The organism is Prevotella sp. khp7 (assembly GCF_900109055.1).
Taxonomy (GTDB): Bacteria; Bacteroidota; Bacteroidia; order Bacteroidales; family Bacteroidaceae; genus Prevotella.
Genome location: NZ_FOIV01000002.1, coordinates 676,179 through 701,888, shown reverse-complemented (window position 1 = coordinate 701,888; position 25,710 = coordinate 676,179). Strand labels below are relative to the sequence as shown.

Sequence of the window (25,710 nt, the reverse complement as noted above, 5' to 3'; positions counted from 1 at the left end):
TTCCTAAATGAAAAAAGTAAATTTCAACTATTCCAGATTCATCTGGCAAGGTTTTATGGGAGTGGCCCTATGCGTAGGTAGTCCGTCCGTTGCTCTTGCCAATGGTGGCTCGGTGGCTGCTACTAACAATGTACAGCAAACCACTGTCAGGGGCACAGTTGTTGATGCATCGGGAGAACCTATGATCGGTGTAACGGTCTCGGTAAAGGGTTCGTCCTCTGGTACCGTGACTGGTCTTGATGGTAGCTTCTCACTGAACTGCAAACCAACTGATGTCTTGGTATTCTCGTATGTAGGCTATATCAACCAAGAGCTGCGTGCCAATACCAACCTGAGCCGTATTGTGCTGAAAGAAGATAATGCTATCCTCGACGAGGTGGTGGTTATCGGTTATGGCACAACCACTCGTAAAAGTGCCGTAGGTGCTGTCGATCAGGTTCGCTCCGACCTGTTAGAGAACCGTCCTGTAGCCAATGTAACACAGGCTTTGCAGGGTGCTGCACCAAACGTTATCATCCAGCGTAAGAACTACAACCCTAACGCTCAGAACAACAACTTTAATATTCGCGGTATCAGTACACTGAACGATAACAGTCCGCTGTTTGTCATCGATGGACTGGTTACCGACTACGATAACTTCAACCGCTTGAACCCTAATGATATCGAGAATATCTCTATACTGAAAGATGCCGGTACTGCCGCTATCTATGGTTCACGTTCGGCCAACGGTGTTGTGCTCGTTACTACCAAGAAAGGAAAGAACAACGAGCGCACCAGTATCCGCCTGAATGGTATGGTTGGTTGGGAGGATCCCCATATCCTGTTCACACCTGTTACCGGCTACCAGAATGCGGTGCTGCGTAACATGGCCGAGACCAATGTGGGTAATGCCCCCGTTTACAGTCAGGATCAGATTCTCGACTATTACGCCCATCAGAGTGAGGAGAGCTGGGCGCTGAACGAGATCTTCAAGACAGCCATGCAGCAGAACTACAATATCAGCATCAGCGGTGGTAGCGATAAGACCACTTATATGGTTTCTGCCGGCTATTTTGATCAGGGTAGCAACTATGTGAGCACCCAGAAGTTCGGTTTGCAGCGCTATAACTTCCGTACCAACCTGGTTACCGAGTTGGGTCGCCTGAAGCTGACTGCCACACTGGCCTACACCCGCACCGATAGCAAGAATACCAATGGTGGTAGTCTGGAGATTGATGCCAGTCGTGTGCCTAGTGCCTATATCTATAAGATGAAGTCGGCCGATGGTCGTTACCTGCTCAATGATGTGTGGGGTGAGTTCAACCCACTCGGTCAGCTCGAGTCGGGCGGTTTCGATAAGTACCGTACCAATGCCATCACCGCCAGTGTTACCGGTGAGCTCAAGATTATCGATGGCTTGAAGCTCCGTGGCGTGTTTGGTGCCGATGTGGTGGGTAACAACCGTTACTCGCGTAGCATGCCTTCTTATTATTATGCCGGCGAAGATGCTACCGAGCCCCGTCCACGTAAGGAGTCGGATTTCAGAACGAGCAACTGGAACGCCGACAACTACCGTCTGAACACTCAGATCCTGCTGGATTATAATAAGACCTTCGGCGTGCACACTGTCAGTGGCCTGTTTGGTGCCACCAACGAGTCGTACACCTGGTATAACAACGAAATCTGGAAGAACTATGTTGATCCCGACTTGGGTACCTCTACCAGCATCACTACAGGTGAGGTAGGTAACATCGGTGGTGCTACCACCGTGGATAGTTCTGGTCAGACCAGCATTACCTCACTGTTAGGTCGTATCGGCTATAACTACAACGAGCGTTATTATGCTGAGTTTGACTTCCGTTACGATGGTAGCTCAAAGTTCCATAAGGATTACCGCTGGGGTTTCTTCCCCTCACTGTCGTTAGGCTGGCGCATCAGCGAGGAGCCCTTTATGGAGAAATATCGCGAAAAGGTGGGCGACCTGAAGATCCGTGGTTCATACGGCATCCTGGGTAGTCAGGCTGTAGGCGACTACGACCGCTATACCCGCTATAGCGTTAGCTCTACCACCTATGCTTATAACAATCAGGCCGTAGCCGGTGCCGGATTCAACCTCGGACTGAAGGACCTGACCTGGGAACGTACCAACACTTTCAATATAGGTTTCGATGCCTCGTTCTTGCATAATGCACTGAACATCACCTTCGATTACTACACCAAGCGCACCAAGGATATCCTCATGAAGCCCTTGCAGCCCAGTGTATTCGGCACCACCATGCCAAGTACCAATATCGGTGAGATGTCGAACGATGGATGGGAGCTCTCTATCAACTACCGCTTGAAGACCGGCGATATGAAGCACAACTTCTACTTCAATATCGGCGACTCAAAGAATAAGGTTACCAAATTCCCAGGTAACGAGCAGATTAGCGGTGTAGATGAGATCTACAAGATTATCCGCGTTGGCGAGGCGCTCAACTCGTACTATGCATGGCAGGTTGAGGGCATCTTCCAGAGCTACGATGAGATTAAGAACTCCGCTCTGCCCCTTGGCGCAGAGGTAGCGCCTGGCGACCTGAAGTTCAAGGATCAGAATGGCGACAATGTCATCGACTCTAACGACCGTGTTATCGTAGGTAACGCCTTCCCACGTTACACCTTTGGATTCACCTACCGCTTCGAGTGGAAGGGCTTCGATTTCAGTATGTTCTGGCAGGGTGTAGGCAAACGTTCGCAGATGCTGCGTGGCGAGTTGCTCGAACCATACCACTCAAACTATTCTTATGTGATGTACAAACATCAGCTTGATTTCTGGACCCCGACTAACACAAACGCTAAATATCCACGTCTGGCAGCACAGGGCTCGGCCTCAGATACCAACAACTGGGGCCGCCCGTCAGACATCTTTGTGCTCGATGCCAAGTATGCACGCTTAAAGAACCTTGCCATCGGTTATTCACTGCCTAAGAAGTGGATCGATCCCATGGGCTTGCAGAAACTCCGTGTATATGTTACCGGTCAGGATCTGCTTACACTTACCAAGAACTCGTTCATCGATCCAGAGTCGTCGGAGTTCGGTTCGAACATGAACTCTGGTGGTGGTAACAGTGGTCGTAACTATCCTATGCTTCAGTACTATGGCTTTGGTTTCGATGTAGAATTTTAATGATTAAGAATCTTATGAAAATGAAAATCAAGAAATATATCTATCTGTTTGCTGCTGTAGGCGGACTTACGCTTACTGCCTGCAACGGCATGGAGAATGCCCCTGGCAATCAGTTTACCGATGCTAACTTCTGGGATTCGCCCGACAGAGCGCAGTACGTGGTAAACATGGCCTATGCACAGATGTATAATGCTGGCAAAATGTGGCGCGACGAGTCGCTCAGCGATAACATGATTGATGGCCGCTCTACTACCGACCAGCGCCTGATGCGTATGGGGCAGGCCACACCTACCACTGGTATCTTTGGCAGCGAGTGGGCCGATCTGTATGGCGGCATCAAAACCTGTCACGTGTTCCTCGATAATATCGATGCTATCACCAACCTCGATGCAGCTAAGAAGGCTCGTATGATAGCCGAGATACGCTTTGTTCGAGCTTTTATCTACTTCCGTCTCACCAACTTCTATGGCGATATTCCTTTCTTTACCAAGGATATCACCGTGGATGAGTCGAACACCATCAGTCGTACCTCGCATGCCGAGGTGATGGCATTCATCCATCAGGAGCTGAACGATATCATTGGCGATCTGCCATCGCGCAACGACCTGCCTGAGAGCGAGAACGGTAAAATCACCAAGGGCGCTGTGGTTGCTCTGCAGGCACGTGCCTATCTGATGGATAGCGACTGGAGCAACGTGCAGAAGTACTGTGAGATGCTCATCAATCAGCCCGAGACCTACGGCTCGTATGCTCTGTTCCCCAGCTACCGTGGCCTGTTTGAGGAGGGTAATGAGTACAACCAGGAGGTGATTCTGGATCGTGCCTATGTTCGCAACCTGCTCACCTGGGGCGAGATTCTCGACATGGTTCCCCTGAGTAAGGGTGGCCGTGTGGCCGACCGCGTGCCACAGCAGTCGCTGGTGGATAGCTATCTCACCCTGACCGGTTATACCATTGATGAGGCTGGTACCGATTACGATGCTAACCATCCTTACGACAACCGCGACCCACGCCTTGCTGCTACCATCATCTATGATAACTACGATTGGAGCGCCAATGTGGGCGATGGTTCGAAGGACGAGGTGATTCATATCGATCCAGCTGGTGACAATACCGTCGATACCTATATCGGAACAGGCAGCAACACCACCGCTACCGGTTACTACACCCGTAAGTGGTTTGCCCCACAGGCCACTGGCGATATGAGCTCAGGACTGAACATCATCATGTTCCGTTATGCCGATATCCTGCTCATGTGGGCTGAGGCTAAGCTTGAGCAGAACCAGATGACTGCCGACGTATGGAACAGCACCGTGCGTGCCATCCGTCAGCGTGCAGGCTTTAAGACAGCCAAGGCTTTAAACTTCCCTGCCGATAAGTCGCAGGCCGAACTCCGTCAGATACTGCGCAATGAGCGCCGCTGCGAGCTGGCTCTCGAAGGACTGCGCTGGTACGACATCAAGCGTTGGAAGGCCGGTTCAGAGTATCTTACCCAACCCGTTCGTGGCGCCAGCTTTACCCACGACATCCCCTGGAAGTTCACGTTCGATGAGAACCGTGATTATCTGTGGGCTGTTCCTCAGAGTCAGATCGACCTCAATCCTAACTTAGGTCAGAATCCTGGCTACGGCAATTAATCCATATCATCAATAAGTATTATTAGTAAAAACCAAAAAAGAAACAATTAGCTATGAATAAGAATATTGTTAAGGCATTCGCGCTGTTAGGCGCCGTGCTCAGTATGTCAGCCTGCACCTCCGACATGGAGTTCAAGGACAGTCAGGTATCCGCCATCACCCAACTCTACGAGCCCGCCGATGGCAAGAGTGTAACCCTTCAGGCTTCGGCCACTGCCTCTACTTTCTTTGAGTGGGAGGCTGCCAAGGCCGAAGATAGTGGTTCGCCCCTCTACGAGGTTGTCTTCTACAAGGATGGCGAGAGCACACCTATCTATAAGGTGCTCTCTGATAAGAATGGTATGATGAACAGTGCCACCATCACTCACAAGACCCTGAACAAGGTAGCCGCAGCTGCCGGTTTCAAGAGTGGTGCCAGCGGCACAGTCAGCTGGTCGATCATTGCCTCACGTGGTTTGAATCAGGCCGAGGCTACAGTTAAGCACAAGCTGAACATTACTTCGCTCGAGGGCTTCGACGAGATTCCTTCTTCGCTCTTCATCATGGGCGAGGGTGCCGAGAACGGCTGTGCTTTCTCTTCGCCTGAGCAGGGTGTATATGAGATCTTCACCAAGCTCGAGGGTGGCAAGAGCTACCAGTTCTGCAGCAACAACAAGGGCGATGGCACTATCTACTCGCTCGATGGTTTGAAGTTGCGCGAGGGTGGTTCTACCGTGGCACCTGCTACAGGTATCTACCGTCTGGTACTCGATTTCAATGTGGCTTCGGCTACCATCCGCGAAATCAAGAGTCTCGGTTTGTTCTTCTGTCCTAACAACAATATCATGTTCGATCTTCCTTACGCTGGCAACGGCGAGTTCTCAGGTGTAGGTGTGGTAGCCTTCAAGCAGGAGGGCTGGGGCCGCGACGAGCGTTATAAGTTCCTGATGGAGTATGCCGACGGCACCAAGCAGTACTGGGGCACCAAGAATGGCACCGACTCACGCCCTGGTGGTCTGGCTATGGACGATCCTTACTATTATATTATGGAAACTGGCAACAACCAGTGGGACGACAAGTGGAAGTTTGATGGCGACTTCGATGGTGGCTCTGATGGTCCTCACCCCGGCGTCAAGACCCGCATCACCGTACTCTTCCATGGTGCCAACTATACCCACCATGTTGAGTTGGCCGACTAACCTGTAAGTTCTAACTTATGCATAACATATTAAAAGTTTTCTTCGTACCGCTTCTCTGCAGCCTTGTGCTGCAGGGTTGCGGTTCTTCTTCATCCGAGGATGAACCAACGCCTGCACCACAGCCTGAGCAGACGAATTGGAAACAGGTGGCCGAGCAGGCTACACAGGCTTTAGTAACTCACTTCTGGAACGGTCGCGAGGGCTATTTCAACTCGATGCCCGATGTGGCCGATATCCATCAGAATCAGTATTGGCCCCAGGCACATGCCATGGATGTGGTGATTGATGCCTATCTGCGTACAGGCAGTGCCGGCTATCGCGACCTGTTTGACAAGTGGCACGAGGGTATCAAGAAAAAGGCTGGCAACAGCTATTTCAACGATTTCTACGACGACGAGGAGTGGATCTGCTTGACGATGCTCCGCCTGTACGACTGCACCAAGGAACAGAAGTATCTGGATACCGCCCAGTTGCTGTGGGACGACATCCAGAATGCCTGGAACACCAAGTACTGCGGTGGCGGCATGGCATGGCGTAAAAGTCAGCCTTGGAGCAAGAATGCCTGCAGCAACGGTCCTGCCGGCATCATCGCTGCCCGTATGTACAATATCCTTCACAAGGCATCTGATTTAGATCTGGCCAAGCGCATCTATAACTGGGAGCGCGACAACCTGTATGCCCCTGGCACGGGTGCTGTTTATGACAGCATGAACGGTCAGAGCGGCAACAGTGTTACCACTTGGGTGTTTACCTATAATCAGGGCACGTTTGTGGGTATGTGCTACGAGTTGTTCAAGATTACAGGTGAGACCCTGTATCTGCGCGATGCTGTGCGTGCTTCGTCTTACACCCTGTCGAGCCTGAGCGACCTCACCGAGAGTGTGCTCAAGGACGAGGGAACGGGTGACGGCAGCCTGTTCAAGGGCATTTTTGTGCGCTACTTCACTTTGCTCATTCAGGAGCCCCAGCTCGATGCAAGCGATAAGACCCGTTTTGTGGCTTATCTGAAGCACAATGCCGAGGTGCTGAAAGAAAAAGGTCTGCAAACCCAGTACCTGATTGGCAGCAACTGGGCTCGCAACACATCGGCCATCGATCTGGGTACCCACGTTAGTGGTTGTGTACTGCTCGAAGCTGTTGCTCTCGATACTCTTTAGGTGTCATACCAAAATGCTTTCGGAACTCAGTATAGAACTGTGAGCGCGTGTTGAAGCCCGTTTTATAGATGATTTCCTGAATAGTGGTATTAGTGGTGGTCAGCCATCTTGCGGCCACATTAATACGATAGGTCTTGATATAATCCTTAGGTGTCGGCATATTGGCATCACTGAACTTCCTATAGAGATTGCGCGGACTGATACTCATCAGTTCCGCCAATGTCTCTGGGGTTAGTTCGGTGTCGGTCAGGTGCTCGTCGATCACTTTGGTCACCTCGTCGGCAAAACTCTGGTTCTCCTTACTAATCAGGTTGCCACCGGCATATACATAGGCCGATGCTGCCGAATTATAGTATTCGCGTAGCACGTTGCGGTTCTCTAACAGGCGTACCACGGTGGCCTGCAGCAGGTTGATGCTGAAGGGCTTGCTGATATACACGTCGGCACCGCTGTCTAATCCCTCTATACGCTCCTCTTCCGAAGTCTTGGCCGATAGGATAATCAGTGGTATGTGCATGGTGTGCTTGTTGCGCTTTACCTGTTGTGTAAAGTCCAGTCCGTCGGTACCAGGCATCATAATATCGGTAATAATCAGGTCGGGTGTGTCCTCCTTCAGGTAGGCCATACCCTGTTCGGCATTCAGGGCTGCCAGCACACGGTAGTCCGACAAGCAGTCGGCCAGCAGGTCAAGCATCTCCTGGTTGTCGTCAATCGTCAGGATGGTAGGTGTTCTGTCGCCTGCCATCTTGGGCAGTGGGCGTGCAGGTTTGGCAGTGCTTACTGCCTGTGGTACAGCCAGAGCCATGTCGTCGTTCTGTTTGTCCGATGTCACTACCTCGTCGCTCACACCTTCGGGTAGCGGCTGTTCAGGCAAATACACATTAAACTGGGCATATTGGCCCACTTCGCTGTCAATCTCTATCCGTCCGCCTAACAGTTTGGTCATGTTATGACAGATGGCCATACCAATGCCGTTACGCGAGGTCTGTCCGGCATTCGGACTCTCCTCAACACTGTCGAACACAGTGTAATAGTCAAAAATGCGTTCCCTGTCTTCAGGTGCGATGCCGCGACCAGAGTTGTAGACAGAAAAAAGTAATCCGTCATTCTGTCGGACCAGTGTAACCTTAATCGTTCCTTCGCTTTTGGTGTATTTGAAGGCATTTGATATCAGATTACCAGCTATTCTTTTCAATGCCGTATCATCAGAGATCCACACGATGCCCGGCTCTATCTCCTGCTGATATGTGATGCCACTACGCTCAGCCATCTCTGTAAAGGCACTGGCAAAGTCGCTAATGACGGATGAAACGTCGACCCTGCGCCAGCTGATGACATGATGACCCGAGGTAACACGACGCAGGTCGATGATTTCCTGAATCAGACTATTCAGGCGGCTCAGGTTCTGCATCACTTTACCTACGTATTTCCTGACAAATCCGTCGGTCTTGCCGTAGGCTAGGATGCGTTCACAAGGACCGTAAATCAGAGTAAGTGGCGTGTTCAGTTCGTGTACCACATTGGTCAGGAACTTCAGCTTCTCCTCATACAGCTCATCTTGGTGCTGCTGATTCAACTTTGCTAGCTGCATCTGCTGTTGAAGTTTCTGATCCTTATACCAGTTACGTGCAAGTATGACAATCACAGCCAAAGCCAGCATGGCATAGACCAGATAGGCCCAGATGGTACGATAATAAGGTGGTCTAATATCAATGTGGAGTTGTGAAACGACCGTTTCACTGCCATCATGCATATTCTTGGCCTTGACATAGAGCATATGGCTGCCTTCAGCCATCTGTGTAAACGAGATGATGTTGCTCGCCCCATTATCTATCCATTCACCATTGTCCGCCAAGCGGTAGAGATAATGATAGAAAGGCTCTTCCAGATAATTGAACGTGGCTAGACTCACGGAGAATGTGTTCTGCGTGTGGTCGAGTGTGAGGGTAAGATTATCGCGCTCACCTTTTGTAAATTCATTGATATTCCGCAACTTACCAAGAATATCAAGTGCCGTAAACCCTATCTGCGACTCATGTATCTTCTGGTTGGTGGTCTTTTCATTCTCTATGGCAGTAAAACCATTGATACCTCCAAAGAAAAGTTCCATGCCTTTAGCGAATGCAGCTCCATCGCTATACTCTGTCACATCCAGGCCACTGTTCATACCATAGACTTTCAACACAGTTCCGTCACTCGAGAGTTCCACCAGACCGTTGTTTGTGGTAGCCCATACCTCGCCATCCATTCCTTTTGTAAAGGCATGGATGGTATTGTTGGGCAATCCGTCGGTGGTACTTAACCGCCGACTCTTCCTGTTCTTGTCGAGAATGCAGATACCCATACCAGTGCCAATCCACAGATTATCCCCCACAGCCTGCAGGGCAAACACGTCATTGATGCTTGGATCTTGTGTCTTTAGAGTCGGTACGTGTCTTAGCCGGTCGTTTTCCAAGGTATAAAGTCCCTTTCCCCGATTGCCAAACCACCAACGCCCCTTCTGGTCATAAGTCAAGCAGAAGAAATAGTTAGATGGACCTTTCCCTCCGTCCAGCGAGTATTGGCGCATATTGGTCAGGCGCGGCTGTCCGTTCTCCATGATAATGTCAGCTCTGAAGATGCCTGTACCTAATGCAGCCATCCATAGTTGGTTATCTTTCTCCCGAACGTCGATAACCTGCTGTATCCTTCGGTCTGATTGTACAGGGAGGATCTTTTTCGAGTCGTACGAGTAGTAGCAGATGCCTTCGCCCCCACTGATCCAGAATCCAGGGAACTTGCTTTCTGCAAAGTGGTATATCACGTTGCTGGTCAGACCGCTATTCTGTTCTCTGAAGAACATCTCCTTTAATTGTCGTGGGTTCTGATATACGCTGAACTTAGGAAGACAAATCACGCCATCACCCTTGGTACCCACCCACAGGTTACCATCGTCATCCTTCAGTAGTGTCCTGATGGGGCAAGACTTACCGGCTCTTATCGACGCACTCGAAAATGAGCGCAGGGTGAGCGGTTCATCGCAATACATCAGTACACCACGGCCGTCGGAACCTATCCACACGATGTCGCCCAAACGGTCTTTCCGCAGACAGAACACACCAGTCTCCACATCCAAGTCGACAATCTCATCTGGTTTTCCAGCATGGCGGTTCACTTTGATGACACCGCCTTCTGTAAAGGCTATCATCAGCGACTCCTTGAACCGCAGCACATCGGTCACACCGCCACGACGACTCAGTTCGGCTGCCAACAACATCTCGTGTTGCATCTTACGGGACTTCATATCATAACTGTACAGTTGTCCGTCATCCGACACCATATATTCTACGCCATCATTATTCACAGCCGTCATCAACCGAATATGCTTCACCCATGTAGGACGTCCAATCGAATAAACATTATTATCCAACTGTAACGGATAGCTGACGACACCCTCATGACGGAAGAGCAAGAGTTCATTGTGCGAAAAGGCGAAATCGCAGATATCCCCCAATGTAACGCCATGGAGGGGCAGGACATGGATGCACCCGTCCTGCCTGCCTATATAATTCAGTTTACCATCTTGTAACAGGAATCCATCACCTTGTGGATTCCTACGGATACGTCTTAATCCCTGATACTCCGGGTAGAATCTCACAGTCTGTCCCTTGGCCGACACGATGTTCAGTCCATAGTTCGTCAGAACCCACGTCTTATCCCCTTCCACAGTGACCACATGTTCTATCAGATTTCCATAGAGCCGCTGTCCGGCATTGAAGGTAGCAGGCCACACTCTGTGCCCGTCGTAACTGTCCAATCCGTCAATCGTTCCAAACAGCATGGCGCCATCGGACTGCTGCTCAATGGTGAGTACAGAACTTGACGACAAACCATCGACATTAGAAATATGTCGGATGTTATAAGCCTGCACGTGCAGGACAAAGACTAATAAAGCCAGTAGTAATCTTATCTTCATGTATAGTTTTTCCTTTTTCGTGCGCAAATATACGAAAAAAGCCTGTAAAAGCGGAATGATTTTGGAAGATTAACGTAATTCTGCCAAGAATACTTCCTATTAGCCTTTTATCTATGCGACGGGACTAATCTTCAACCTTCTTTGCTGCTTTGTCTTGTTGTCCCAGCGCTGTATCAATAAGGAGGAAAAAAGGAAGAGGATTAACCTTCAACATTTTATCAGGAATGTTTTTGATATAATCTTTGATTACAGGATAGTCATCAAACTCTTCAGCGAGCGTGATCCTGCGTTTTTCGCTAAGTTTCTGATGAGACCTGAATAGCGCTTTTGCATAATACATTTCAGGTGTCTTATACAAGTAATAGTCACCCGAAAAGTCATGCCAAGCCTCGTATATAACAACATTCTGCCCTGAGTAGATGATGTAACACATACATGGATGGTTATACACCATTGGTTCGTTATTTCCATAGGAATAATTAACAGGAATGGGCACACTAACAATTACATTATATGGATTTGTATCAACCCATACATACATACTATCAATATCTTTGGTAGCATGCCTTCTATTCTTTCCTAAGAATTTATCAAGGTTATTGAGTACTACCTCATCGTCGTAGACCCATACACTATGATGAGCGTTCTGTACATACCCACTATCTGTTGTACCGTCTTTTAACCATATTTGTGCATGCCAATAGTTCTTCACCACTTTCCCTTGCTGTGAAAAAGCTCCTACCGTTACGACAATTGCAGCTGTAAGAAATATAAATCTCAGTTGTGTCATACGCTTTCCATGTTCATTGTATCTGTTATCAGTATGCAAAGGTAATATAAAATCATGAAACTAAAAAGAAAAATGATTATAATTCAAGCGCTTTATGACTTTCATCTTTATCAATGCCAGTTTTTTCCTATCCAAGCACTATGTCATCACCTCGGAAATCCTTTAATTTAACACGGGGCTTTCCGAGGTTTGGCGACAAAGTGGCAAGTTTATCTGATTAGAAAAGTTCTAATTCATAGATACGTGCGGCTGGCATCTGTCCCTGAGTGGGAGAAACCACAAAGAGACGAACATATCGCACCGTGGCTGATGGAAACCTGCGGTCGACAAGGTCGTTACGGTTATTGTCTATCATATCGAGCGTTTGCCATTCCTCGGTATCGGAATTACGCCCCTGCAACAGACAGGTGCGGGTGATATAGGCAGCCATCTCACAACCACCATTCAACAGACGCCAACGGCTTACAGTGATTGGCTCGCCAAGGTCGAAGACCACATAGTTCGGGGCCGACTGTGCATCGCACCACTTGGTATCAGAACGTCCGTCGATAAGGTTGGCAGCCTCTTCGTCTTTGTTTACTTCGCCTGAAATAGTCACAATCTTTGCGTTCTTCAGCAGCGACACTTTTTCTTCTTCAGCCTCACCCTGTACTGTAGATTCTCCTATGATGGCTGTCTTAAAGAATGGAGCTGCAGGCGTGGCATATTCAGTATCATTGGCCAACGTAGCCGCAAAGAGTACAATATGACGGTCGCGAGGAAGAATCACCTGACGTGCACCCTTCGGGATATCGAGTCTCACCTTATATATATAGGAAAACTCATAGGGCTCGTCAGCATTCGGTGAGTGACGGTGGCTGCCCACCCAAGCAACTTCGGCATCCTTAATGAAGCCACGGGTCTGACCGTCATGTCCCCATTGGCCAATGAAGCCCGAGTAATAAGGAATACTAACCGTCTGCAGACTCTTGCCGACAGTAAAAGTGCCTTCACGGTCATCCTTGTCGCTGGCAGCAAGTAGATAGAGGTGAGTATAAGTCTGGTTGGCAGGCAGTAGCAGTGTGTCGCCCTTGCACGAGAGACCATTCTTACCTTCCTTCTCACCAAAGCAGAAGTTTATGCCATCAACGATCAGTCCACTGCTTGGCCATAATTCGGCTGCGAAGCTATAGCCGTCACTAAAGTTGGCTGCTGTGCGGAACTCGTTGAATGTAGCGCACATGCGGTCGAAATTCAGTTTGATGTTAGATGTGGCAAACTGAGTGTTCGATTGTATCGCCTTCTTCAGTCTCACTTTATATGTCTTCACACTATAGGGCTTAATGCTGATATTGAGACTCCTGCCTAAGAACGAAGCCTGTCCGATGGTCTTCTCAGTACCATCAGCCTCCACAGCTTCTGCTATCTCAGCCGCAAACGTGATTTTAGCCAGTTGTTCCGTGCTTCCACTTGTCTCATACACGCGTACTACATATTCATCGCTTTCGTCTGCGCGCTTCAGGGCACGGACCATCACATCATTATTATCTGATGCAACGAATGAGAAAGATTTGCCAAGACTACCAGTATGTTTTGTGGCATTGAATACCTTGAGCGGATTGTTTAGCTCCAATCCCTGCCGAACTGCTACTGAAGGATAGAGTTTATCCTGATGGCCAATGAGACTATAGGTGAACACATGGTGACCAAAGTCCTGCTCGGCCTGATAGGCATAGTTACGCTCCACTTTTGGCGAATAGAGCAGCGACAGACGCATGGTGTTGTCGTTAGGTTTATCCCATCCATAGCGGGAATCGTTGAGGATGGTAATACCATATTGCCCAGAACGGTCGGTAAGATCAGTCCACTGGTGAGCATAAACCTCAAACAGGTTGTCGCAGTTATTGCCGCGCTTCACGTTACCAAGACCGATATCGTAGGTTGCCTCAGGATTGCTGATATTCAAGGGGAACTCGGCTTTGAGCAGAGCATTCAGAGAGCGCCAATCGACCTCGTTCTCAAAATCGATACGCTCCGCTTTTCCACCTTCGTAGAGGTGTATGCGTTGAGTGATTTCCGACTCGCCATATTTCTTTTTTATAATGAGTGTCTGACGCAGCGGTCCAGACTCCATGCTGATTTCCACCCCATCGTGTACAGGCACTGGAGCCTTATCGAGAGTAGCCTTCTGAATCTCCCAAGCGGGCCATATCTTCGACAAGCAATCGTCGAATACTACCAGTCGCAGACTCTTGCCTGAAACCACCATTTCACGATTGGCTTTCTTATCAAAGAGAGAGGTGATGTCGCCATACTCATCAACTGAAAGTTTGTAGCGACTGTTCTCTATTGTCTGACCTTGTTTGCTAATGTTCTTCCATTTACCGGTAGTCTTAACGCCATACACGGCAAATCCCATTGATGGTACACTGGCATTGAACAGCAGGAAGTGTTTACCATTTCGCTGCACCACTTGCGACGTCACTTTTTGTCCGTTGGCGTCCACTACTTGGTAGTTGTTGTCGTCAGCCAGCTCAACTTCGGCCAGACTATTCACGGGGAACGCCTCACTATTATAAACTACTACAGGCTTACCATCTACACGAGTGTCCATCAACTGTACGATATCACCTACACTATGCGTCATCACATCCGAAAATTTCTTCAGAGCCAGCAGTTCGTCGTTCCACGAGAACTCGTAAGCACGTGGGATTGAGGTGCCAGTAACGTCATCGTGGAACTGATGCCAGATGACTCGCTGCCATGTTTCCGTCATCTGACTGACAGGATATTTGGTTTTACCTAGCCAGTCGGCCATCACCGCTGCCCGTTCTGCGGCACCACCCAGATTCTCATTCTGGCGGTTGTAGAGTTTCATGGCTGCCTGTGATGTATAACAAGCATTGCCATGTACATCCATGGGCAACTCGCCGTCGAACACAGGCAGTTCGGGATGCTTTTCATAAGGCAGAAAGTCCTTGTATATCTGGTCGCTTGTCGACGAGATAATTTTTATCGAACCTTCACCCTTCAGTCCTTTTTCGATAGAACGTACGGATGAGATGGTGGGCGATCCACCTATGTCACCTGTTCCATAATAGCGATAGGCCATTCCTAGTGAGCTTTCATTAATCTCGCGCATCAAGTCATTGCTATGCGATATATTCTCATCGTTATAGATATGACCATAATCAAAGCCATGAACCATCATAATGCGGCTGCCATCAATGCCCTGCCACAATCCTATAGTGAAAGGATAACGTTTATTACCTTCGTAGAAAGGTTTGGTGCGCCACATCAACTTCTGACTCGAGAAGCCAATCAGTCCACAATGAGCTGCAAGCGTAGGCAAGGTGTAGGGGAAACCGAAGCAGTCGGGCAAGAACACGTCTGTTCCCTCAGTACCGAACTCCTTACGGTAGAAATTCTGACCAAGCATAAAGTTGCGCAACATCGACTCGGGCGAACTGATAATCGTCTCGTTGGCATCCCACGAACTACCAGCTATGTGCCAACGGCCTTGAACTATATACTTTTTCAGTTCTTGGTATTCCAATGGGTAATATTCCTTCATCCAAGCGTACTTCACTGCTCCTTCGAAGTTGAATACATAATTAGAATACTGTCTGAACAGCGCCAGGTTTTGGTTAAGGGTGTTTCGTATGTGGTCTCGGATAGTAGCTTGAACATCCCAATTCCACTGGGTATCCAGGTGGGCATCGGCCACCATATACGCCTTCTTTTCCTGTGCCACAACATTCATCGACACCAAACACGAAATAGCAATTGTTGTTACCTTCTTTATCATAAATATTAATTTTGTGGGTTGAATAGTAATGTTACATTAGTTTTGCGCTGCAAACTTACCGAAAAAAAAACTCCCAGTAGTCCTGGTTTGTGCCATTCTTGTCCTTACACATAATACATTTTATTTCTACACATATTCAAAAATAGGATATTCCTATATAATAGTAGGAAATGTGCCAAGAACAATTGGCAGATTAACAAATTTGGGTATAATATGACTCATTAGGTACAAATAATAAAGAATATGATACTCTCAGAATAATCGGATTGGAGGATTTATTGTACCTTTGCTGCCGAATAATTAATAATCAGATTATATTAGCAAAAATGAAAAAACTTTTCTTTGCATTATCGTTTTTCACCATGAGCAGCGTGTCTGTTCTGGCACAATGGGGACGTCCTATCGACTTCTCGGAAGGCCCCGGATTGAAGGATGCCTACAAAGAGTATTTTACCATCGGTGTAGCTGTCAACCAGCGTAACGTATCAGAGGCCGACCAGATGGCCATCATCAAGAAGCAGTTCAACAGCGTGACTGCTGAGAATGACTGGAAACCTGGCGAAATTCACCCCAAAGAAGGTGTATGGAACTTTGAAAAGGCCGACAAGATAGCCAACTTCTGTCGTGAGAATGGCATTAAAATGCGTGGTCACTGCCTGTGCTGGCATTCTCAGTTTGCCGACTGGATGTTCACTGACAAAAAAGGCAAGCCCGTGAAGAAAGAGGTGTTCTACGAGCGTCTGCGCGACCATATCCACACCGTAGTAAACCGCTATAAGGACGTGGTTTATGCCTGGGATGTTGTGAACGAGGCCATTGCCGACGACAATATGATGTTCCGACCTGGCGCAAGTCCTTATCGCCAAAGCCGTCATTTCCAGCTCTGCGGCGACGAGTTCATTGCCAAGGCATTCGAGTTTGCACGCGAAGCCGATCCCGATGGTCTGTTGTTCTACAATGACTACAGTTGTGTGGACAATGGCAAGCGCGAACGTATATATAATATGGTAAAGAAGATGAAGGACGCAGGTGTGCCCATCGACGGTATCGGCATGCAGGGGCACTACAACATCTATTTCCCCGACGAGGAGCAGCTCGACAAGGCTATCAGCCGATTCAGCGAACTGGTGAAGCACATCAACATCACCGAACTCGACCTGCGCACCAACACAGAGAGCGGTGGCCAGCTGATGTTCGCCCGTGGCGAGGCTAAGCCCCAGGCTCCATACATCGCTACCCTTCAGGAGGATCAGTACAACCGCATTTTCAAAGTATTCCGCAAGCACGCTGACGTAATCGACAACGTAACGTTCTGGAATCTCAGCGACAAGGACTCTTGGCTCGGCGTGAACAACCACCCACTGCCTTTCGACGAGAACTTCAAGGCTAAGCGCTCTCTGCAGGTTATCCGCGACTTCGACGCAGCTGCTGACAAATACGTACCCAAGGACGACTGGGTACCCAACCCACTGAACCAGCCCGGACAGGAATATCCACAGGTGAACAGCGAAGGTTATGCACGCTTCCGTGTAGAGGCTCCTGATGCCAAGTCAGTCATCGTAAGCCTCGGTCTTGGTGGTCGTGGCGGTACCGTACTTCGCAAAGATAAAGATGGTATTTGGGTAGGTACGACGGAGGGGCCGATGGATCCTGGTTTCCATTACTATCACCTGACTATTGATGGTGGTGTGGTGAACGATCCTGGTACACACAACTACTTCGGCTCATGCCGTTGGGAGAGCGGTATCGAGATTCCCGCGCCCGATCAGGACTTCTATGCCCTGCGCACAGATATTCCTCATGGAAACATGCAGAAGGTTCTCTTCTACTCAAAGAGCCTTGGAAAAATGCAAGAAGCTACTGTTTACCTGCCCAATGGATACGGCAAGCTCGTGAAGGGAAAGCAGGAACGCTACCCAGTGCTTTACTTGCAGCACGGCTGGGGTGAAAATGAGACCAGTTGGCCTGTACAGGGTTGCGCCGGACTGATTATGGATAACCTGATTGCAGAAGGCAAGATCAAGCCTTTCATCATCGTAATGGCCTATGGTCTGACTAACGACTTCAAGTTCGGCACCATCGGCAAGTTCACTGCCGAGGAGTTTGAGACCGTGCTCATTGACGAGTTGATTCCTTTCATCGATAAGAACTTCCTGACCAAGGCAGACAAGTGGAACCGTGCCATGGCTGGTCTGTCGATGGGTGGTATGGAGACCAAGCTCATAACCCTGCGCCGTCCTGAGATGTTCGGCTATTGGGGTCTGCTTAGCGGTGGCACCTATATGCCCGAGGAGATCAAGAACCCAAAGGACGTGAAGGTAATCTTCGAGAGCTGTGGCGACAAGGAGAATCCAGAAGGTATCAACAAGAGCGTTGAAGCCCTGAAAGCTGCAGGCTTTGATGCTCATGGTCTGATCTCGGAAGGCACTGCACATGAGTTCCTTACATGGCGTCGTAGTTTACGTGAAATGGCTCCTCTGCTTTTCAAATAGTCAAAAAAATAAAGAAAAACTGCACATTTTGCAAGTATGAAACAAATAAAAAAGTAAATGTAACATAGGAGTAACAGACTTTTAAATATTTATCGTACTTTTGCAGCAGAAATTTGAATTGAATAGGTTAAAATTGTTTTAGTTATATTAGTAGTTAGTAGTTTTTCCTTCCTCGGGGCTCAAGAATAGCGTTTCTTGTCCCGAGGTTTTTTTTGAAACCCTATAATTATATATATATGAGATATATTATTACAACCATGTTATTCTACACTGTTGCAACACTGACTATTCAGGCACAGGAGCACCAGTTATGGTACGATAAGCCCGCCACCCAGTGGCTTGAAGCCCTACCCATCGGCAACTCACACTTGGGGGGCATGGTCTATGGCGGCATTATGAACGAAGAGATACAACTGAATGAAGAGACTTTTTGGAGCGGTTCACCTCATTCTAATAATAGTACAGAATCGAAGGAACATCTACAAGAGGTGCGCCAGTTGATCTTCGATGGCAAGGAGAAAGAGGCTCACGACCTGATAGAGAAGTATTTCATCAAAGGCCCCCACGGCATGCGTTTCCTACCTTTAGGCAGCGTGAAAATGAATTTCCATGGTGAGGAGAATGTAAACGACTATCGCCGACAGTTGGACTTAGGAAATGCCACAGCCACGACACGCTTTACCCTCAACGGTGCGACCTATCAGCGCACGTATTTTGCATCGCAGGCCGACAATGCCATTATCGTTCGCCTACAAGCCAGCGAGAAAGGATCCCTGACTTTCAACATGGCCTTCGACAGTCCGCTGGCATTCAAACGTAACGTAGAAAACCACCAGCTAAGGGCTGTCGTGGAGAACGTAGAACAAGAAGGGGTGTCTGCCGGACTACAGGCTGAATGCCGTATCGACGTAACTTCCGACGGAGAAATTGTAGATGGGACCGAGAGCATCACCGTGGTCAATGCTACCACCGTGACCCTCTACATTGTTGCTGCCACCAATTACGAGAGCTACAAAAACACCAACGGCAACCCTACACAGAAGAACCTTCGGACATTGGCAGGCATCAAGCGCAATAGCTACCAGAAACTACTAGAGCGCCACATAACCAAATACCGTGAGCAGTACGACCGTCTGAACCTGACACTGAAAAGTCAGAGTCCTTCGACTACTCTGCCTACCGACCAACGTCTAGCAGCCTTCGACGGCACAGACCTCGACATGGTGTCACTCATGATGCAATATGGCCGTTACCTGCTGATATCATCGTCGCAGTCTGGCGGACAGCCCGCCAACCTACAGGGTGTGTGGAACAACAAGACGGACGCCCCCTGGGACTCGAAATACACCATCAACATCAACGCCGAGATGAATTACTGGCCAGCTCTCGTGGGCAATCTGGCTGAGACTCAACAGCCTCTTTTCTCGATGATTCGCGACTTGAGTGAGACGGGCGCTATCACGGCACAGCAGATGTATGGTTGCAAGGGGTGGATGGCCCACCACAACACAGACCTTTGGCGTATCACCGGACCTGTGGACGGCACGACGTGGGGCATGTTCCCAACAGGCGGCGCATGGCTGACCACACACCTGTGGCAGCACTACCTCTTCACTGGCGACAAGCAGTTCCTGACCGACCACTACGACATCATGAAAGGAGCAGCCGATTTTCTATTGGATTATATGCAGGAATATCCTGCCGATGGTGAACTGAAGAATGCCGCAGGATGGCTGATGACAGTTCCCACTGTCTCACCAGAGCATGGTCCGATGGGAAAGGGAACAACCGTGACCGCAGGATCGACGATGGACAACCAAATCGTCTTCGATGTACTCTCACAACTGATTCAAGCTGCCAAAGCGCTTGGCAAAGACGAGGACTCGCTCAGTGTCTATCAGAAAGCCCTGCAAAAGTTGCCGCCAATGCAGATTGGTCGTTACGGACAGTTGCAAGAATGGCTCATCGATGCCGATGACCCAAAGGATGAACACCGTCATATATCCCACCTCTACGGGCTCTATCCCTCAAACCAGATATCGCCCTACCAGCACCCGGAACTGTTCACAGCTGCAGCCAACACCCTAAGACAACGCGGTGACATGGCAACGGGATGGAGCTTGGGATGGAAGACCAACTTCTGGGCACGCATGCTTGATGGCAACCATGCCTATCAGATTATCAAGAACTTGCTGACGTTGATACCCGCCACGACAGAATGGGGTCCTCGAGGCGGCACTTATCCGAACCTCTTCGACGCTCACCCGCCCTTCCAAATTGATGGTAATTTCGGTTGTGCCGCAGGCATCTGCGAGATGTTGGTTCAGAGTCATGATGGTGCCGTACACCTGCTACCTGCCCTGCCCGACGCTTGGCAAGAAGGCAAAGTAAAGGGCCTGCAGGCACGAGGAGCCTTTACCGTCGACATGACATGGGCAGAAAACACACTGCAAGAGGCAGTCATCACCTCAAAGATTGGGGGCACACTACGCGTACGCTCTTACGTTCCCCTGACAGGCGACTCACTCAAAGAAGCAACTAGCGACTGCCCCAACCCGCTGCTGGCTCCTGCCGCCATCCGCAAACCTCTGAAGTCGGCAGAACTCAAAAGATTCCAAACACTGCCCCTGCAGAAAATCTATGAATACGACATAGAGACCCAGCCAGGACAGAGTTATAGGCTTAGAAAACTGTAACATTTTCGTTGAATGTTACACCATGTAAAGTTTGTGAGACAAAAGCCAACGCCTATGTCTCACATTTTTATTACCTTTGCACCCAGAATACGAAAGTAATACACTAAACAATATGCGGAATTACGTAAACAGAAAGAAACATTACCTAACTTATTTATCAACCGTATTCATGTTCTGTGCTGGCACATCTGTGTCGGCACAGACTTTTCCTTACCAGAACCCAGACTTGAGCGCCAAGGAGCGTGCTCAGGATCTGTGCAGCCGGTTGACGTTGGAAGAAAAAGCCAAGCTGATGCTCGACGAGAGTCCTGCCATCCCACGCCTTGGCATCAAGAAATTCTATTGGTGGAGCGAGGCGCTGCACGGCGCTGCCAATATGGGGAACGTAACAAACTTCCCAGAACCAGTGGCCATGGCCTCGTCGTTTAACCCTAACTTATTATATAAGGTGTTCGATGTGGCTTCAACAGAGTTCCGTGCGCAGTACAATCACCGTATGTATGACCAGAACGGTGAAGATATGAAGATGCGCAGCCTCTCTGTATGGACACCTAACGTGAACATCTTTCGCGACCCGCGTTGGGGACGCGGTCAGGAGACCTACGGCGAAGACCCCTTCCTCACCTCGGTGATGGGCGATGCTGTGGTACGCGGTCTGCAGGGACCTGAGTCATCTAAATACCGTAAACTCTGGGCTTGTGCCAAGCACTATGCTGTACACAGCGGCCCTGAATATACCCGCCATTCTGCCAATCTTACTAATGTACCCGTGCGCGATTTTTGGGAGACTTATATGCCTGCCTTCAAGACACTCGTACAGGATTCCAAAGTGCGCGAGGTTATGTGTGCCTATCAGCGTCTTGACGACGACCCTTGCTGTGGCTCCAACCGTTTGCTTCAGCAGATTCTGCGCGACGAATGGGGCTTCCAGTATTTGGTGGTGAGCGACTGCGGTGCTATCAGTGACTTCTACGATTCACATAAGTCATCTTCATCGCCTATTACTGCCTCTGCTAAGGCTACGCTAGCCGGTACCGACGTGGAGTGCGGTTACGGCTACGCCTATAGAAGCATTCCCGAAGCGGTACGCCGAGGTCTTATCAGCGAGGCAGAGGTAGACAAGCATGTCATCCGCCTGCTTGAAGGTCGTTTCGACCTTGGAGAGATGGACGACCCTTCACTCGTTGAATGGTCAAAGATTCCCTACTCCGCTATGTCGACGAAAGCCTCTGCCCAGATTGCACTCGACATGGCACGCCAATCGATCGTTCTGCTTCAAAACAAAGGAAACATCCTGCCGCTAAAGAAGAATGAGGAGAAGATAGCCGTGATAGGTCCCAACGCCCACAACGAACCCATGATGTGGGGTAACTATAACGGGACGCCCAACCATACCGTTACTATCCTTGACGGCATAAAGGCCAAACAGAAGAAACTGTTTTATCTGCCAGGATGCGACCTCACCAACGATAAGGTAATGGAGTGCCACCTCGCCTCAGAGTGTGTGAGTCCTGATGGAAAGAAAGGTTTGAAAGGAACGTTCTGGAACAATACCAAGATGGAAGGCAAGCCGTTTACGACAGAATACTATACAAAGCCCGTCAACGTGACAACAGCAGGTATGCATGTATTCGCTCCCAACCTGCCTATAGAGGATTTCTCTGCGAAATACGAGACTACTTTCATTCCCAAAGAGGCTGGCGAGTATGTGCTGAACGTGGAGTCAACGGGACATTTCGAGGTATACGTCAACGGTGAGAGGATGGTGATGCAGCACATTTGGCGAGCCACACCGACCCGCACCGTACTGAAAGCCGAGAAGGGACAGAAATACCAGATAGAAGTTCGCTTCCAGACTGTAAAGACTTGGGGTGCCTCGATGAAAATCGACGTGGCCCGCGAACTGCCTATCGATTATAATGAGACCATCGCCCAGCTGAAGGGTATCGACAAGGTTATCTTCTGCGGTGGAATCGCTCCAAGCCTCGAAGGTGAGGAGATGCCCGTGAATATAGAAGGATTCAAGGGAGGCGACCGTACTAGCATTGAGTTGCCTAAGGTACAGCGCAACTTCCTGAAGGCACTGAAAGACGCCGGCAAACAAGTTATTTTCGTGAACTGCTCTGGTTCTGCCATCGCCCTATTGCCAGAGACAGAAACCTGCGACGCAATTGTTCAGGCCTGGTATGCAGGTCAGGAAGGCGGTACAGCCGTTGCCGACGTATTGTTTGGCGACTACAACCCCGGTGGCAAGTTACCCGTTACCTTCTACAAGAGTACCGACCAGTTGCCCGACTACGAGGATTACTCTATGAAGGGCCGCACCTATCGCTACTTCAATGATGCTCTCTTCCCCTTCGGTTATGGTCTGAGCTATACGACCTACGAGGTTGGTGAGGCATCCATTAAAGGAGAAGGCGGTAACTACGAACTGACCATCCCCGTAAGTAATACAGGTAAGCAGAACGGTACTGAGATCGTACAACTCTACATCCGCAACCTAGCTGACGCAGAGGGGCCGTCGAAGTCGCTCCGTGCCTTTAAGCGTGTTGACGTGCTGGCAGGTCAGACGGCTACAGCCACCCTGACACTCAGCCCGAAAAGCTTTGAATTCTGGGATGCCGAGACCAACACCATGCGCATCAAGTCTGGTAAGTACGAGATTCTCTACGGCTCAAGCTCACTTGACAAGGACCTGAAGAAACTTACAGTAAGCTTTTAACATATAAGAAAGCCTCCGAAATTACGGAGGCTTTCTTATTGTTTCTCAGTCATATATTTCCAATAGCGACGGGGCATGTCGTTCAACTGCTTACGGGGATTCATGCGCTCCTTGATGCAGATAGACTTAAAATAGGTGCGCCACAGATTCTGGAACAATTGGTCATCGCTGCTTAGGACATCGGCATCCAGTTTTCCATCAGACAGGCAGAATGGGGCACCAACCTCATCCTCGAACATGATACGTATCACCTGTCTGCCGTCGTAATAATAACCATAGTGACGCTTAGCATCGTAAATAAGCCACGGCTGGTCATTAAAACGGTCTCTGAAATGCTCGGTAATCAAAGGCAACACATTATGGTCGGGAGACACGACTCCCAGATATGTACCATCCTTCGCCTTTTGGAAACGAATGAACTGTTTCATCCTTAGCTGCTCACGGAGTACCTTCTTGGCTATATCCGTTACCGCCAGGATATCAGAATCGGCAAAGTTTCTAGAGACATCACCTTGTCTAAAAACCTTACAAATGTATTGGAACAACGATTGGTTGAGCTCTGGCAATTCAGACAGCCAACTGACTGATATCAGTTTCATGGCTTCACGCGGCAGGCGTTTTTCCAAGCCACTCCACACACGGTGTGCCTTCTCTTCATCCGTAGCAACACGGTAAAGATGTTCACAGAACAATGGAATGACATCACCCTCAGACGCTAATAGCTCTGGATAATCATGCAAAGCAAAGGAATCGAACACTGCTGTCAGCAGTCCGTTCATCGTTCCATCAAAAACGTATACCGTCATTCTTCAAAGTCTATTTTCAGCTGTTTTTCCTCTGCTGCCCGCTTTTGTTGAGCCTTAGAGATTAGTAAAGGTCGCAGACGCTCAGGACGCAGTTCATTGATACCCACGATGGGAGTAGAGTAAGTAGAAGCCAGTTCATAGCAGGTAATAAAATACTTTGCCTTTTTCATCACCACGCCCATCTTCTTTAGGTCATAAGAAGTCAGACGATTGAACCGACGCGAATTAACAATGAGCCAAGCTGACTTCGTACCAAGACCAGGCACACGCAACAACTGCTCATAATCGGCTGTATTGATATCTATAGGAAAAGCCTCCGGATGGCGCAAAGCCCAAGCCAGTTTCGGATCAAGCTCCAAATCGAGGTTAGTATGCAAATCATCAACTATCTCCTCTACCTTGAAATGATAGAAACGCATCAACCAGTCGGCCTGATAGAGGCGGTTCTCACGCACCAGTGGGGGCTGTTTCAGTAGAGGCAGTCGCGGGTCGTAGGTGTTCACACTGACATATCCCGAGTAATACACACGGCGCATCGTGGACTGCCCATAGAGCATTGACGACATGGTCAGGATGTCTTTATCAGTTTCCTTCGTGGCACCGACAATCATCTGTGTTGACTGTCCTGCCGGCACAAAGCGAGGAACATGGCGATACTTCCTGCGGTCTTCTTTATTCTCAAGCACTCCCTGCTGAATCAACCTCATCGGCTGAAATACGCTCTGATGATCCTTCTCGGGCGCCAACAACTTCAGCGACTCTTCTTTTGGGATCTCAATGTTCACGCTCATACGGTCGGCATAGCGGCCCGCCTCGTTCAACAGTTCCTGTGAAGCGCCGGGGATGCTCTTCAGATGTATGTACCCATTAAAGCGATGTACATTTCGCAAATCACGGGCAATAGCCGTCAGTCGCTCCATCGTGTAATCCGGATTGCGAACGATACCACTCGACAGGAACAGACCTTCGATATAATTACGGCGATAAAACTCCATCGTAATTTCCTCGATCTCACTCACAGAAAGGGTCGCACGCTTGATGTCATTCGACCGACGATTAATGCAGTAGGCACAGTCGTACATACAATAATTTGTGAGCATCACCTTCAGCAACGAAATGCAACGTCCATCGTCGGCAAACGAGTGGCAGATGCCCATCCCCCCCACCGTAGAACCTACCATGCCTTTCTTTCCACTGCGCACCGTACCGCTTGACGAGCACGACACATCGTACTTCGCCGACTCTGCGAGTATCCGCAGTTTCTCCATCGTCTTCTCTGTCAACATGGCGCAAAGATACGAAAAGGGTGCACCATAAATCGGTACACCCTTTGCCATTTAACGTT

Annotated in this window: 12 protein-coding genes; 7 read left to right on the top strand and 5 right to left on the bottom strand. The window is 49.2% G+C overall.

Annotated elements, in window-relative coordinates:
- The first annotated feature begins 7 nt into the window (after positions 1 to 7).
- Genes BMX82_RS06390 through BMX82_RS06375 form a run of 4 tightly spaced genes read left to right on the top strand, consistent with a single transcriptional unit; the run spans position 8 to position 7,117 of the window.
- Positions 8 to 3,145: a SusC/RagA family TonB-linked outer membrane protein gene (locus tag BMX82_RS06390; protein WP_051949854.1), complete on the top strand. Its 3,138-nt coding sequence runs from the start codon at positions 8 to 10 to the stop codon at positions 3,143 to 3,145.
- 20 nt (positions 3,146 to 3,165) lie between these two features.
- Positions 3,166 to 4,782, top strand: a complete 1,617-nt coding sequence (locus BMX82_RS06385) for a RagB/SusD family nutrient uptake outer membrane protein (protein ID WP_091767298.1) — start codon at positions 3,166 to 3,168, stop codon at positions 4,780 to 4,782.
- A gap of 53 nt (positions 4,783 to 4,835) precedes the next feature.
- Positions 4,836 to 5,960 carry a SusE domain-containing protein gene (locus BMX82_RS06380; RefSeq protein WP_036913967.1) on the top strand — a complete coding sequence of 375 codons (1,125 nt, stop codon included), beginning with the start codon at positions 4,836 to 4,838 and terminating at the stop codon, positions 5,958 to 5,960.
- Positions 5,961 to 5,977: 17 nt separating this feature from the next.
- Positions 5,978 to 7,117: a glycoside hydrolase family 76 protein gene (locus BMX82_RS06375; RefSeq protein ID WP_177172033.1), complete on the top strand. Its 1,140-nt coding sequence runs from the start codon at positions 5,978 to 5,980 to the stop codon at positions 7,115 to 7,117.
- Here BMX82_RS06375 and BMX82_RS06370 read toward each other — a convergent pair.
- From BMX82_RS06370 to BMX82_RS06360, 3 genes are all read right to left on the bottom strand, one after another.
- Complete coding sequence (locus BMX82_RS06370; protein WP_091767017.1) at positions 7,071 to 11,072, bottom strand: hybrid sensor histidine kinase/response regulator transcription factor; 4,002 nt, start codon at positions 11,070 to 11,072, stop codon at positions 7,071 to 7,073. The genes BMX82_RS06375 and BMX82_RS06370 overlap by 47 nt on opposite strands.
- A 124-nt stretch (positions 11,073 to 11,196) precedes the next feature.
- Positions 11,197 to 11,862 (bottom strand): hypothetical protein, encoded by a 666-nt coding sequence (locus tag BMX82_RS06365; RefSeq protein ID WP_143058332.1) that lies wholly within the window; start codon positions 11,860 to 11,862, stop codon positions 11,197 to 11,199.
- A gap of 217 nt (positions 11,863 to 12,079) precedes the next feature.
- Complete coding sequence (locus BMX82_RS06360; protein ID WP_091767011.1) at positions 12,080 to 15,649, bottom strand: glycoside hydrolase family 38 C-terminal domain-containing protein; 3,570 nt, start codon at positions 15,647 to 15,649, stop codon at positions 12,080 to 12,082.
- Between the two features lie 326 nt (positions 15,650 to 15,975).
- Here BMX82_RS06360 and xyn10D/fae1 point away from each other — a divergent pair, with 326 nt between their 5' ends.
- The 3 genes from xyn10D/fae1 (at position 15,976) to xyl3A (ending at position 23,559) form a co-directional block, all read left to right on the top strand.
- Positions 15,976 to 18,141 carry a bifunctional endo-1,4-beta-xylanase/feruloyl esterase gene (gene xyn10D/fae1, locus BMX82_RS06355; protein WP_036913981.1) on the top strand — a complete coding sequence of 722 codons (2,166 nt, stop codon included), beginning with the start codon at positions 15,976 to 15,978 and terminating at the stop codon, positions 18,139 to 18,141.
- A 236-nt stretch (positions 18,142 to 18,377) separates the two neighbouring features.
- Complete coding sequence (locus BMX82_RS06350) at positions 18,378 to 20,837, top strand: glycosyl hydrolase family 95 catalytic domain-containing protein (protein WP_091767008.1); 2,460 nt, start codon at positions 18,378 to 18,380, stop codon at positions 20,835 to 20,837.
- 169 nt (positions 20,838 to 21,006) lie between these two features.
- On the top strand, positions 21,007 to 23,559 hold the full coding sequence (gene xyl3A, locus BMX82_RS06345) for a xylan 1,4-beta-xylosidase (protein ID WP_091767293.1): 2,553 nt from the start codon (positions 21,007 to 21,009) through the stop codon (positions 23,557 to 23,559).
- A 35-nt stretch (positions 23,560 to 23,594) separates the two neighbouring features.
- Here the strand turns inward: xyl3A and BMX82_RS06340 are convergent, their stop codons facing one another.
- Complete coding sequence (locus BMX82_RS06340; protein WP_036913985.1) at positions 23,595 to 24,365, bottom strand: TIGR03915 family putative DNA repair protein; 771 nt, start codon at positions 24,363 to 24,365, stop codon at positions 23,595 to 23,597.
- Positions 24,362 to 25,651, bottom strand: coding sequence for a putative DNA modification/repair radical SAM protein (locus tag BMX82_RS06335; RefSeq protein ID WP_091767005.1), 1,290 nt, complete (start codon positions 25,649 to 25,651; stop codon positions 24,362 to 24,364). Before BMX82_RS06335 ends, BMX82_RS06340 begins: the two co-directional genes overlap by 4 nt.
- Positions 25,652 to 25,710 lie beyond the last annotated feature (59 nt).